Below are 12,560 nucleotides of genomic sequence, written 5' to 3'. Positions count from 1 at the left end.
CACACCCCGAACCCGGCCGACCGACCGACACCGGGCCAACCCCGCCTGCCCAAAACCCGTCGCAGTACAGGTCATTTACCGGTCAGATCTCGCGCGGGCATCCCGCCATATGGGAATAGGCCCACGCCGACCAGGGCAGGCCGGGTGCGCACCCACGCCACGCCGCCAACCGGCGCCCAAGGTGACGCCAGTCCGCCGGCACCGGCAACGAGCGCCCAGAAGACGACCCCGCCGCCCCACCCCGCGACTCCATCAGACGGCCGGCGGAACTCCAACACTCACGGACTACCTGATCAACGTCCCGAAAGACGAGGCCCTAACCGAGTACGCGGGCCAGTTCGGTGCGGGAGCGGATGCCGAGTCGGTGGAAGATGTTGCGCAGGTGGTGGTCGACGGTCCGGGTGGACAGGAACATCTGGGTGGCGACCTCACGATTGGTGGCACCGGAAGCGACCAGGTGCGCGATGCGCAGTTGCTGACCGGTCAACAGTTGCTCGGCGGGCCGGTCCGGCGCGCCGACGGACTCGCCCGCCGCCCGTAGCTCGGTGGTGGCCTGTTCGGCCCACACGTGCGCCCCGAGCAGGGTGAACGTCTGGCGGGCGCGGTGCAGGTGGTCGCGGGCGTCGCGTGGTCGGCGGCTGCGGCGCAGGTCCCGGCCGAAGAGCAGTTCGGTGCGGGCCCGTTCGAAGGTGGCGGCGTCGGCCGGGTGCAGTCGCAATGCGGTGCGGAACTGTTCCTCCGCCTCGGCGCTGCCGCGCGGAGCCAGGAGCGCGTGGCACCGGGCGGAGAGTGCCTGGCGGGACGGGCTGGCCGTACTGCCGGCCCAGCGGTCGAAGACGGCGAGCGCGGCGCGGGCCTGCGCGGGCCGGCCGACGTGGGCGGCGGCCTCCACCAGGTGCGGCGTGGCCATCACCTGGACGAGGACCTGGCCACGTCCGGTGCCGGGGCGGGCCAGCGCGGTGAGGCGGTCGGCGGCATCGGCGTACCGGCCGTCGACCAGGTCGAGCACCGCGAGGGCCCACTGCGCGAGGGCGTACGGTCGGCTGTCCGGCGCGGCGGTGTCGCCGATCGCGGCGACGTGCCGCAGGCTGCCGGCCCGGTCGGCACGCACCGCGGCGAGCACGGCCAGCAGACCCAGGTGTACGCCGGCACAGGTGTGCTGGCCGCTGGCTTCCGCCACCCGCAGCCCTTCCCGGCAACTCTCCACCGCCGCGTCGTGCCGGCCGAGCCAGTACTCGGCCATCGCGCGCAATTCGAGGGCCCTCGGCAGCAGGGACAACTCCCCACGGGTGCGGGCCAGGTCGACGGCACGGTCGGCGAGCCGGTGTGCGGCGGCGTCCACGGCGACCAGCAGGCCGGCCACGGCCGCGCCGGTCAGCGCGGTCGGGGTAAGCGCGGCACCGGTCAACCGTCCACCGAGCACCACCGCCCGGCGCAACAACGGCCCGCCCTGTTCGTGCTCGCCACGCAGGGTGGCGGCGACCCCGGCGACGAGCGCGGTCATCAGCTCCGCCGTCGGCGGATCCCCGTCGCGGCGCAGCGTGGCCATTCGGCGCGCCACCTCGGCGTAGCGGTACTGGTCGCCGGAGAAGCAGATGGCCTCGCCGGCCCGGACCAGGGCGACCAATGCCGTGGTGCGGTCGGTGCCGGCGAGCGCGGTCGCGGCTGCCATCAGGGTCGGCAACGCAACGGACGGTGAGCCGCAGCGCAGCTGCATCTCGCCGCGCAGCAGATCAGCGCCGCCGGTGACGGCCGTTTCAGCCGACCCAGCGGGACCGCCGGCCGGTGCGGCCGGCAGCCCGGCAGGTGCGGCCGGCAGCCCGGCAGGTGCGGCTGGTGCGGAGGGCAGCGCACGCAGCAGTGCCCGGGCCCGGTCGGGCTGCCCGGCGGACCAGGCGTAGCGGGCGGCGGTGACCCGTCGGGTGGCGGCGCGGACCGGGTCGTCGCTGAGGTCGGCGGCCCGGCTCAACGCGCTCGCGGCGGTGTCCCAGCCGTCGTCGCCGCTGGCCGCCGCGTGCTCCAGCTCGATGGCCAGCGCCGGGTCCGGGCCGTCGGCTGCGGCGGCCCGGTGCAGGGCTCGGCGCAGCCGGTGGCCGGTGGCGTCGAGCGCGTCGGCGAGCAGCAGGTGGGCAGCGCGCCGCTCGGCAAGGGACGCCGTCACCTGGACCATGCTGCGGGCGAGCGGTCGGGGGAAGGTGACGCCGCCCTGCGGGTCGACCCGGACCAGGCCGGCGGCCTCGGCCGGGGCGAGCGCCTCGACGCTGCTGCCGGCGGCGCGGGCAGCGCGGGCGAGCGTGGTGGCCTGCTCCGTGGCGAGCGCCTCGACGGTGCCGCCGGCGGCGTGGGGGGCCAGGGTCCTGGGGTTGGCGTCGGCGGTGAGCGCGGCGAGCAGCAGCGCACGCCGGGTGTCGCCCGGCAGCCGGGCCAACAGCGACCGGTACGCCCGGCCCAGCCCGCCGTCGGGTGGCGGTGCGGTGGGCAGTGGTTCCCGCCCACGCCACTGCCCGGGGGTCGACGTGTCGGCGAGGTCGACCAGGGCCTGCGGGTTGCCATCGGCGATCGTGGTCAGCGCCGCGAGCACGGGTGCGGACGGCTGCGGTCCGGGCCGCCGATCGGCGAGCAGGGCGTGGCTGTCGTGGTCGTCGAGCGGTGGCAGCCGGTGGGTGGGTATCCCAGCCGCGCCGCTGTCGCTGCCGGCGGTGAGCAGGAGGGTGACCGGCAGGTGGCGCAGTCGCCGCGCCACGAAGGCCAGGGTCCGGGCGGTCGGTGCATCACCAAGGTCGACGTCGTCCACCGTGCAGAGCAGCGGGCGGTCCCGGGTGACGGCGGCGAGCAGTCCGAGTACGGCCATCGACAGGGCGAGCCGGTCCTCCTCGGGGCATCCCTCGCCGGCCAGGGCGCGACGCAGCACCTGCCGTTTCCGCTCGGGCAGCGACCCGGCCCGGTCGAGTACCGGATCGAGCAGCCGTTGCAGCCCCGCGTAGGGCAGCGTGGCCTCGTCGGGCAGGCCGGTCCCGGCGAGGAGCGTCCGGCCGTCGGCGTGCCGGTGGGCGTACGCCAGCAGGGCGGTGCGGCCGGCGCCGGGCTCGCCGTGCAGCAGCAGCGCTCCCCCGGCCCGCGTGGCGAGCATGGTGCGGATCTCCCGACACTCGTGCTCCCGACCCCACAAGGTTATTTGCACTCTGGATGCATTAACCATGCATCGAGTCTCACCCATCGGAGACCGGTTGAAAAGAGGTGAGCCGGAACAGGGCGGCCGTGGTCCCGAATGGACAGCGGGATCGCGGACGGCCGCCCGGCCCGCAGGCGGTCAGCGGTCGGTCGGCTCGGCGAGGAGCGCGGCGACGGTACGGGCCATCACCGCGCGGGCGGCGTCCACGCCCAGCCCGAGGCCGTCACGCAGCATCGACCAGGCCGGCCACATGCTCGCCGCCACCACCGCGTTGAGCAGCTGCTCCCGGCCCGTCCCGGCCCGGTCCAGCTCGACGGGGAACAGCTGCTCGACCTCGTCGCGTACCCGGTCGATGTGCTTGAGCCGGTTGCGGCGCAGCTGTGCCGAGACCGGCTCACGCATCTGGGCGGCCCGGGCCGACGGCGCGATGAGTTGCAACAGCTTCGCCCGCTGCCGGCAGTACGCGTCGATCCGCTTGGCCAGTGGCAAGGTGGGCGAGATCGGCCGCCAGGCGGCGTCCTGTTGGCGGAGCAGCTCCGCGCCGCTCGCCTCGAACAGGGTTTCCATGTCCTTGAAGTTGGTCCAGAGCGTACGCAGGGAGATGCCGGCCCGCTCGGCGATGCGTTCGCCGGTCGGTCGCAGGTCGCCCTCGGAGATGAGGGCGAGGTGCGCCTCGACGATCGCCGCCCGGGTGCGCTCGGCCCGGGCGGTCCGCCCGTCGACGCGGCTGACCGACTCGCGGCCCGGCGCCTCGGCCCTGCCCATCCGCGTCCGCCCCCTCACCATCGGAGTTCCGTTCGTGCGAGCCGAGTCTAGACGCGCGCCGACATCGGGGTTTCCGCCCGATGCCGGCGCAGTTCCCGGCGGGCCAGCGACTGCCGGTGCACCTCGTCGGGGCCGTCGGCGATCCGCACCGCCCGGGCCCGGGTCCAGAGCCGGGCGAGCGGGGTGTCCTGGCTGACCCCGGCCGCGCCGTGCGCCTGGATGGCCCGGTCGATGATCCATTCAACCGTCTCCGGCACCGCGATCTTGATTGCCTGGATCTCGGTGTGGGCCTGCCGGTTGCCGACGGTGTCCATCAGCCAGGCCGTCTTGAGCACCAGCAGGCGCGCCTGCTCCAGCCGCACCCGGGCCTGCGCGATCCAGTCCCGCACCACGCCCTGCTCGGCCAGTGGACCGCCGAAGGCGTGCCGCTGGCTGACCCGGCGGCACATCAGCTCGACGGCCCGTTCGGCCATGCCGAGCAGCCGCATGCAGTGGTGCACCCGCCCCGGCCCGAGCCGGGCCTGGGAGATGGCGAAGCCGGAGCCCTCCGCCCCGATCAGGTGCTCCGCCGGCACCCGGACGTCGACGAAGTCGATCTCGGCGTGGCCGCCGTGGTCGCGGTCGTCGTACCCGAAGGCCAGCATGCCCCGCCGCACGGTCACCCCGGGGGTGTCGCGGGGCACGAGGATCTGGCTGTGCTGCTGGTGCCGGGGCGCCGACGGATCCGTCCGGCCCATCACGATGAAGATCGCGCAGCGTGGGTCCATCGCGCCGGTGACGAACCACTTGCGACCGTTGATGACGTACCCGTCGCCGATTCGCTCGACGCGGGTGGCGATGTTGGTGGCGTCGGACGAGGCCACCGCCGGCTCGGTCATCGCGTACGCCGAGCGGATGCGGGCCTCGAGCAGCGGCACCAGCCAGCGTTCCCGCTGCCAGGCGGAGCCGAACTGGGCGAGCAGCTCCATGTTGCCGGTGTCCGGCGCGGCGCAGTTGAGCGCCACCGGGGCGAGCCACGGGCAGCGTCCGGTGATCTCGGCCAGCGGCGCGTACTGGAGGTTGGTCAGGCCGGCACCGTGCTCGCCGGGCAGGAACAGGTTCCACAGCCCGCGCCGACGGGCCTCGGCCTGGAGGTCGGCGACGACCGGTGGCACCGTCCACGGCTCACCGGGCTCGTGGGACTGCTGCTCGAAGACCGGCTCGGCCGGGTACACGCACTCGGCCATGAAGCTGAGCAGGCGCTCCCGGAGCCGCTCGGTGGTCTCGTCGTGACGGAAGTCCATTCATTCCCTCCGGATCATGGCCAGGCCCTCGGCGATCAGCGGTGGCACCCGCGCGCCGACGGTGTCGAACCCGTCGCCCACGGTCTGCCCACACACGTAGCGGTAGTGCACGCCCTCAAGGATCACCGCGAGCTTGAAGGCGGCGAAGGCGAGATACCAGTCCAGGCCGTCGATCGGCCGGCCGGTGCGCTGCGCGTACCGGGCCGCGAGTTCGCCGGTCCCCGGTTGCCCCGGCGCGTCCACCCGGCTCGCGTAGAGCAGCGACAGGGCCAGGTCGGCCAGCGGGTCACCGAGGGTGGACATCTCCCAGTCGAGCACCGCCCGCACGGTGCGGTCGTCGCCGAGCAGGACGTTGTCCAGCCGAAAGTCGCCGTGCAGGACGGCACCGGCAACGACCGCGGGGACTGCGGCGGTGAGCCGGTCGTGCAGCTCGTCGATGCCGGGCAGGTCACGGCTGCGGGACGCGTCGAGCTGGCGCTTCCAGCGCCGGACCTGCCGGGCGTTGAAGCCGTCGGGACGGCCGAAGTCGGCCAGGCCGACCTCCGCCGGGTCGATCGTGTGCAGCCCGGCGAGCAGGTCGACCAGCGCCAGCGCCAGGGCGCGGACCTGCGGCGGCGACCAGGCGGCCAGGTCCGCCGGTTCCCGGTGGACCCGACCCGGCACGTACCCCATCAGGTAGAAGGGCGCACCGAGCACCGCCGGGTCGGGGCAGTGGTGCACCATCGGCGGCACCGGGACGGGGGTCGGGGCGAGGGCCGCCATCACCCGGTACTCGCGGCCCATGTCGTGTGCGGTGGCCAGGACGTGGCCCAGCGGCGGCCGGCGCAGCACCCAGCGGGAGTGGCCGTCGGTCACCGCGTAGGTGAGGTTGGACCGCCCGCCGGTCAGCAGCGCCCCTCGCAGCGCCCCGGCGACCAGCCCGGGCAATGCCCGGTCCAGGTACGCCGCCAGCCGTTCCAGGTCGAGCCCGGGCAGCTCCGGAACCCGGACGCCGAGCCCCCGGTCCGGTGTCGATCTGTTGCGCGCCCGGTCCGGCACCGCGCCGCCGCCGGGCCGGTCAGGCATCGCGGCTCTCGGCGTCCTGCTGGATCCGGTTCATCGCGCGCAGCCAGCGGTCCGGGTCCGCCGCCCGGTTTGCGTACCAGGCGGCGACCTCGGGGTGGGGCAGCACCAGGAAGCGGTCGTCGGTCAGTGCCTCGACCACGCAGTCGGCCACCTGCTCGGGGGTGAGGGCCGTGCCGTCGAGCAGGGCGCTGCTCAGCGCGTCGGCTCCCGCCAGCATCGGGGTCCGCACCCCCTGCGGGCACAGGGCCTGGACGGTGACGCCGCGGTGGGCGTACGTGGCGCGCAGCCATTCGGCGAAGCCGAGCGCGGCATGCTTGGTCACCGCGTACGGTGCCTTGCCGAGCAGGGTGAGCAGGCCGGCGGCGGAGGCGGTGACGAGCAGCCGGCCACGCCCGGCGGTGAGCCAGTGCGGCAGCAGTTCGCGGGCGGCGTACACGTGGGACATCACGTTGACCCGCCAGGCCGCCTGCCACGTCTGCTCGGGCGCGTCGGCGCCGCCGCCGGCCGCCACGCCGGCGTTGGCGCACCACAGGTCGATGGCGCCGAGCTGCCGGCGGGCGAAGTCGACCAGGGCCGCCACGCCGGCCGGGTCGGCCGCGTCACCTGGGCAGGCGTGGCCACCGGTGCGCGCCGCGACGGCCCGCGCCGCCGGGGCGTCGAGGTCGTTGACCACCACCCGGGCCCCGGCGGTGGCGAACCGGGTGGCCAGCGCCGCCCCGATGCCGGAGCCCGCTCCGGTCACCACGACGGCGGCGCCGCGCAGCGCCAGCCCGGTCATCCGGCGCCCCGGCCGGCAAGCCGCCCTGAATTTGCACTCACAGTGCAGATATTATGAGTCGACATCGGTCTCCGTCAACGGCCGGGCGTGGTCCGCACCGCCACCGGATGCGGACCACGCGGACGGCAGGGTCAGGCGGTGGGTACGCCGTTGGCCGGGGGCGCCACCGGCGGCGCGGAGTACTCGTTGACCGGCCCGTCCTCCTCGTCGGTCTCGTACGTCGGGCCGAAGTAGCTCTGCACTCCCCCGCTGATCCGGCTCAGCCGTCCCCCGCCGTACCCGGAGTGGTCGGTGGCGGAGAACCGCAACGGAGCCACGCCGGGGCCCTGATAGCCGCCCTTGCGGACGGCCTCCACCAGCGACTCCCGGGTGAGGTCCGGGCCGGCGGCCAGCAGCACCTGCACGAAGAGGTAGCCGACCGCCATGCCGTAGACGGTGTTGCCGTCGAACGGCGCGTCGCCGTTGCGCTCGGAGTTCACCCTGGTGAACAGCTGGATCCACGGGTCGGCCGTGTCGTTCTGCATCGGCAGGTAGTTGACGCCGATCATTCCGTCCAGCAGGCCGGCGGCGTCGCCGAGCTGCCGGGCCAGGGTCGGTTGGTCGGCACCCACGTTCGAGACCAGCCACTGCGGGCTGAAGCCCAGCCGGGCGGCGGTGCCGACGGACAGGGCGGTGAAGCCGGGCACGGTGGCCAGGATGACGATCTCGCAGCCGGCCGCCTTGAACGCGCCGATCTGGGGTGCCACGTTGGTGTTGCTGGTGACGTACGTCTGGCGGGCCACCACGGCGTCCGCGCCGAGCACCTTCTCCACGCCTGCCAGGCTGTCCCGGCCGAAGTCGTCGTCCTGGCCGAGGAAGCAGACCTTCTTCCCGGGCAGGGTGGTCTTCACGTGGTGGGCCAAGATCTTCCCCTCGACCGTGTAGTCCGGGTTGAAGCCGAAGGTCGCCGGGTAGCGGTCGGGCTGGTCCCAGCTGCGGCTGCCGGAGGCGACGAAGAGGTCGGGCACCCGGTTGCTGTGCAGGAAGTCCAGCACGCCGGTGTGGGTGGGCGTACCGAGGCCGTTGAGGATGGCGAACACCTTGTCCTGCAACACCAGTTGCCGGACGACCTGCTGGGTGTTCGCCGGGTTGTAGCCGTCGTCCATGATCTTGTAGCTGATCTTCCGGCCGTGCACGCCGCCGTTGGCGTTGACGTAGTCGAAGTACGCCTTCGTCGCCGGCGCGATCTTCGAGTAGCCGGCCGACGCCGGCCCGGTGAGCGGCATGTGGGTGCCGACAACGATCTCCGTGTCGGTGACGCCGGGAACCGGCCCCCGACCGGAGCCTTCGTCGGAGCCGCAGGCGGCCGAGCCGACCAGCAGGGTGAGGGTGGTGGCGATCGCGAGACCGCGTCGTGCCATGGATCGCATGGGGACACCGACCTTTCATCGGTCCGGTTGTGCGAGGTGGTGGGTGGGTCTCCCGACCGCGACGGCCGGGACGGTGGGTGGTGCGGCCGGGCCGGCGACGACCCGGGACGGTCTACGACCGGCGGCGGCGCCACCGGACGCGCAGCGCCCCGGCGAGGCGGGAGAGCAAGCCCTGCACGCCGCCGGGCGCGGCGATCATGACGACGATCAGCGTGCATCCGAAGATCGCCAACGGCAGGTTGCCCTCCAGCCGCTGCGCCGCCGCCGGCGAGAGGGTGAACAGGTCGGTCAGGGTGTGGGTCAGGTCGGGCAGGGCGACCAGCAGGACGGCGCCCCACACCGCGCCGGCGAGCCGGCCGAGACCACCGATGACCACGGCCATCAGCAGGAACAGCGACAACGTCAGGCCGAACGCGCCGGGCGACACGCTCTGCGCGAGCACCGCGACCAGGGCACCGCCGAGGCCGGCGCTGCCCGCGCTGACCACGAACGCGATGACCTGGGTGCGAGCGACGTGGATCCCGGCCAGGCGGGCGGCGACCTCGTCGTCGCGTACCGCCCGGAAGGCGCGGCCGTACCGGCTGCGGACCAGGTTGGCCAGCAGCACCAGGCAGAGCAACGTCGCCGCGGTGGCCACCCACAGCTGCCACCGCTCGTAGGGGAAGTAGGGGCCCAGCCCCGCCGGTGCGGGGGCCACCGGCACCGCCAGGCCCTGCTCGCCGTTGAAGACACCGTCGAAGGTGACGGTCAGCGCCGGCACCACCACCGCCACGGCCAGGGTGAGCCCGGCCAGGTACGGCCCGCGTAGCCGGGCGGCGGCCACTCCGACGACCGCGCCGACCGCGACGGTGGCGAGCACCGCCGTGGCCAGCGACAGGACCAGCACGCCGCCAGCGGTGACGCCCCGCTCGGCGAAGGCGTTCTGGCAGAGCGCGACGGTGTAGGCGCCGGTGGCCATCAGTGCGCCGTGCCCGAGCGAGAGCTGCCCGCACAGCCCGGTGAGCACGGTCAGCCCGGCTGTCGCGCAGAGATAGGCGGCCACCGTGGCCAGCTGGAAGTTGCGGAACGAGTCGAGTTGGTAGCTCACCACCAGCACCACCGACGCGGCGACGGCCGCGACGGCGAGATGGCGCAGCAGGGTCGGCACCGCCCGGCCGGTGCGGGGACGCTCGGCGGCGGTACGACGGGCGGGCGGCGCCGCCCGGGTGGCGCTCACACCCGCCTCGCCACGACCGGGGCGAACAGCCCGCCGGGGCGCAGCAGCAGCACCGCCAGCAGCAACGCCAGCACCGCGAGCGGGATGAGGTCGCCGCCGGCGTAGCCGCTGACGTAGGACAGCAGCAGGCCGACGCCGAGGCCACCGACCACGGCGCCGGGCGGGCTGTCCAGCCCGCCGACCACCGCGGCGGTGAACGCGGAGACGAAGACCAGGTCCATCGCGTGCGGGTGCAGCCCCAGCTCGGTGGGGATGACCAGCATCCCGGCCAGGGCACCGACGCCGGAGGCCAGCGCCCAGCCGAGGGTGAGCATGCCGCTCACGTTCACCCCGAGCAGGCGGGAGACTTCGGGGGCGAACGCCGCCGCGCGCATCCGCAACCCGATCGCGGTCCGGGTGAAAATCCAGACCAGCGCCGCGCCGACCACGCCGACCGTGCCGAAGACGAACAGGTCGTACGGCGACAGCACGGCGAGCCCGCCCACCGTCAGCGCGGTACGGCTGAACGGGGTCTGCGCGGGCAGGTACTCGTTGCCGTACACCATGCCGAGGACGGCGTGGATCACCAGGACCAGCCCGAGCGCGACGATCACCGGGTTGAGCGGGGACCGGTGGTCCACCAGCCGCATCACCGCGACGTCGACCACCGCGCCGAGCAGCAGCCCGGCGACCAGCGCGGCGACGAACCCCAGCCAGTACGAGCCGGTCGCGGCGGTCACGCTGTACGCCACGTACGCGGCGGCGACCGCCATCGCCCCCTGGGCGAAGTTGACGATCCGGCCGGCCCGCCAAATGAGCACCAGGGCCAGCGCGAACGCGGCGTAGACCGCGCCTCTCGACAGGCCGTCGAGGGTGAGGAAGAGGAAGCGGTCCAACGATCCTCCTTCGGTGTCAGAATCCGAGGTAGGCGTGGCGCAGGTCGGCGTCGTCGCGCAGCCGGTCGGCCGGGGCGGCGAGGGCCACCCGGCCGAGGGACATCACGATGCCCTGGTCGGCGACGGCGAGCGCGCTGCGTACGTTCTGCTCGACCAGCAGCACGGTCAGCCCGGTGCCGTCGCGCAGCTGCCGCAGCAGGGCCATGGTCTGGGCCACCACGCGGGGGGCCAGGCCCAGCGACGGTTCGTCGAGCAGCAGCAGCCGGGGCCGGCTGACCAGGGCCCGGCCGAGGGCCAGCATCTGCCGTTCGCCACCGGAGAGCTGGTGGCCGAGGTGGCGCCGGCGCCGGGCCAGCGGCTCGAAGAGCTGGTAGACCTCGTCGAGGGCGCGGGCGGCGTCCGCTCGGTCCCGCCGCCACAACGCGCCCAGCCGCAGGTTCTCCTCGACGGTGAGCTCGCCGATCACGCCGCGCCCCTCCGGTACGTGCGCCACACCGCGTCGGACGAGCTGCTCGATTGGGGTGCCGCGCAGGTCCTGCCCGTCGAGGAGGATCCGGCCGGCGGTGGGCCGCAGCATGCCGGACAGGGTGCGTAGCAGGGTGGTCTTGCCGGCCCCGTTGGCACCGATGACGGCGGCGATGGTGCCGGGGGCCACGCTCAGGTCGACCCCGTGCAGCACCGGCACCGGCCCGTAGCCGGCCGCCAGCGCCTCGGCGGTCAACAGGTCACTCATGCCGGCACTCCGCTGCGCTCGCTCATGCCGGTGCCTCGTCGACGGTGGCGCCGAGGTAGGCGTCCACCACCGCCGGGTCCTCGCGGACCGCCTCGGGCGGCCCGGCGGCGACGACCCGCCCGAAGTCGAGGACCACGATCCGGTGGCAGACCGCCATGACCAGATCCATGTGGTGTTCCACCAGCAGCACGGCGCACGGGTCGGCGGCCCGGTGCGGCAGCCGCCGGATCAGCTCCGCCAGCCCGGCCACGTCCTCGGTGCCCAGGCCGCCGGCCGGCTCGTCGAGCAGCAGCAGCCGGGGGCGGGCGGCGAGCGCGCGGGCCAGGGCGACCCGCTGGCGTACGGCGAAGGGCAGCGTGCCGGGCGCGGCCTCGGCGTGCGCCGCGATGCCCAGCTCGTCGAGGACGGCGTGGGCGTGCCGGCGTAGCCGGCGTTCGTCGCGGTCGCTGCGGGGCAGGCCGAGCAGGGCCGGTAGGAGGCCGGTGCGGGCGGTGTGCGAGGCGCCGGCCATCACGTTCTCCAGCACGGTGAGCCCGGCGAACAGGCCGGTGCCCTGTAGCGTGCGGGCGATGCCCAGCCGGGTGAGCCGGTGCGGTCGTGGCCGCAGTGGTCGGCCGTCGAGGGTCAGCGTGCCGGTGTGCGGGGCGACGAAACCGCAGACGACGTTGAACAGGGTGGTCTTGCCGGCACCGTTGGGGCCGATCACGCCCACCACCTCACCCGGGGACACCCGCAGCGAGACGTCGTCGAGGGCGGTGAGGCCGCCGAAGCAGACGCCGATGTGGTGCAGCGCGAGACCGTCCTCCATCGCTCCTCCCCTCGGCCAAAGTTATTACACTGGGAGTGTACGTTTCTCGCCAGCCCCGTCAAGACCTTCGATACCTGCTCGTTACCGACGCCCCCGCCGGCGAGCCGGTCACGCCACATCGGCGGGGGCGGGCAGGTCGACCAGTCGGGCCAAGGTGGCTCGGTGGCGGTCGGCGGTGCCGAAGGCGATGGCGCCGCTCTTGGCCCGCTTCAGGTACAGGTGCGCCGGGTGCTCCCAGGTGAAGCCGAGCCCGCCGTGCAACTGGACGCAAACCTCCGCGGCCCGCACCGCCACCGGGCCGCAGTACGCCTGCGCCAGCGCGGCCGCCAGCGGCGTCTCCGGATCCTCGGCGGCGAGGCGGTCGGCGGCGTGCCGGGCCACCGCCCGAGCCTGCGTGACCTCCACCCACAGGTCGGCCAGCCGGTGCTTGACCGCCTGGAACGAGCCGACCGGCCG

Annotated in this window: 11 protein-coding genes; all 11 read right to left on the bottom strand. The window is 74.3% G+C overall.

Annotated features, from left to right (window positions below):
- Positions 1–316 precede the first annotated feature (316 nt).
- A complete protein-coding gene (locus AB0M52_RS20945; RefSeq protein WP_363956082.1) occupies positions 317–3,199 on the bottom strand; it encodes a LuxR C-terminal-related transcriptional regulator in 2,883 nt (960 codons plus the stop codon).
- A gap of 111 nt (positions 3,200–3,310) precedes the next feature.
- Positions 3,311–3,937 (bottom strand): TetR/AcrR family transcriptional regulator, encoded by a 627-nt coding sequence (locus AB0M52_RS20940; protein ID WP_363956079.1) that lies wholly within the window; start codon positions 3,935–3,937, stop codon positions 3,311–3,313.
- A gap of 47 nt (positions 3,938–3,984) precedes the next feature.
- Positions 3,985–5,220 (bottom strand): acyl-CoA dehydrogenase family protein, encoded by a 1,236-nt coding sequence (locus AB0M52_RS20935; RefSeq protein ID WP_363956076.1) that lies wholly within the window; start codon positions 5,218–5,220, stop codon positions 3,985–3,987.
- On the bottom strand, positions 5,221–6,285 hold the full coding sequence (locus AB0M52_RS20930; RefSeq protein WP_363956073.1) for a phosphotransferase family protein: 1,065 nt from the start codon (positions 6,283–6,285) through the stop codon (positions 5,221–5,223). It lies immediately after the preceding gene.
- Positions 6,278–7,063 carry an SDR family oxidoreductase gene (locus AB0M52_RS20925; protein ID WP_363956070.1) on the bottom strand — a complete coding sequence of 262 codons (786 nt, stop codon included), beginning with the start codon at positions 7,061–7,063 and terminating at the stop codon, positions 6,278–6,280. The genes AB0M52_RS20930 and AB0M52_RS20925 overlap by 8 nt, the downstream gene beginning before the upstream one ends.
- 131 nt (positions 7,064–7,194) lie before the next feature.
- On the bottom strand, positions 7,195–8,472 hold the full coding sequence (locus tag AB0M52_RS20920) for an ABC transporter substrate-binding protein (protein ID WP_363956067.1): 1,278 nt from the start codon (positions 8,470–8,472) through the stop codon (positions 7,195–7,197).
- Between the two features lie 112 nt (positions 8,473–8,584).
- Positions 8,585–9,688, bottom strand: coding sequence for a branched-chain amino acid ABC transporter permease (locus AB0M52_RS20915; protein ID WP_363956064.1), 1,104 nt, complete (start codon positions 9,686–9,688; stop codon positions 8,585–8,587).
- Entirely contained in the window at positions 9,685–10,563 is an 879-nt protein-coding gene (locus AB0M52_RS20910) for a branched-chain amino acid ABC transporter permease (RefSeq protein WP_363956061.1), read from the bottom strand. The genes AB0M52_RS20915 and AB0M52_RS20910 overlap by 4 nt, the downstream gene beginning before the upstream one ends.
- A 16-nt stretch (positions 10,564–10,579) precedes the next feature.
- A complete protein-coding gene (locus AB0M52_RS20905) occupies positions 10,580–11,296 on the bottom strand; it encodes an ABC transporter ATP-binding protein (protein WP_363956058.1) in 717 nt (238 codons plus the stop codon).
- A 22-nt stretch (positions 11,297–11,318) separates the two neighbouring features.
- Positions 11,319–12,104 (bottom strand): ATP-binding cassette domain-containing protein, encoded by a 786-nt coding sequence (locus tag AB0M52_RS20900; protein WP_363956055.1) that lies wholly within the window; start codon positions 12,102–12,104, stop codon positions 11,319–11,321.
- A gap of 108 nt (positions 12,105–12,212) precedes the next feature.
- Positions 12,213–12,560: acyl-CoA dehydrogenase family protein (locus AB0M52_RS20895; protein ID WP_363956052.1), on the bottom strand; the 348-nt coding region annotated here is incomplete at its 5' end.

Source organism: Micromonospora sp. NPDC051296 (genome assembly GCF_040682255.1).
In the GTDB taxonomy this organism is placed as follows: Bacteria; Actinomycetota; Actinomycetes; order Mycobacteriales; family Micromonosporaceae; genus Micromonospora; species Micromonospora craterilacus.
Note: the sequence above shows the minus strand (reverse complement) of the source record. Positions and strands in the feature narration are given on the sequence as shown.

Bases quoted from the DNA above. Each gene is read 5' to 3' on its own strand.
- AB0M52_RS20945 (WP_363956082.1), bottom strand. From the start codon at position 3,199: ATGGTTAATGCATCCAGAGTGCAAATAACCTTGTGGGGTCGGGAGCAC.
- AB0M52_RS20940 (WP_363956079.1), bottom strand. From the start codon at position 3,937: ATGGGCAGGGCCGAGGCGCCGGGCCGCGAGTCGGTCAGCCGCGTCGAC.
- AB0M52_RS20935 (WP_363956076.1), bottom strand. From the start codon at position 5,220: ATGGACTTCCGTCACGACGAGACCACCGAGCGGCTCCGGGAGCGCCTG.
- AB0M52_RS20930 (WP_363956073.1), bottom strand. From the start codon at position 6,285: ATGCCTGACCGGCCCGGCGGCGGCGCGGTGCCGGACCGGGCGCGCAAC.
- AB0M52_RS20925 (WP_363956070.1), bottom strand. From the start codon at position 7,063: ATGACCGGGCTGGCGCTGCGCGGCGCCGCCGTCGTGGTGACCGGAGCG.
- AB0M52_RS20920 (WP_363956067.1), bottom strand. From the start codon at position 8,472: ATGCGATCCATGGCACGACGCGGTCTCGCGATCGCCACCACCCTCACC.
- AB0M52_RS20905 (WP_363956058.1), bottom strand. From the start codon at position 11,296: ATGAGTGACCTGTTGACCGCCGAGGCGCTGGCGGCCGGCTACGGGCCG.
- AB0M52_RS20900 (WP_363956055.1), bottom strand. From the start codon at position 12,104: ATGGAGGACGGTCTCGCGCTGCACCACATCGGCGTCTGCTTCGGCGGC.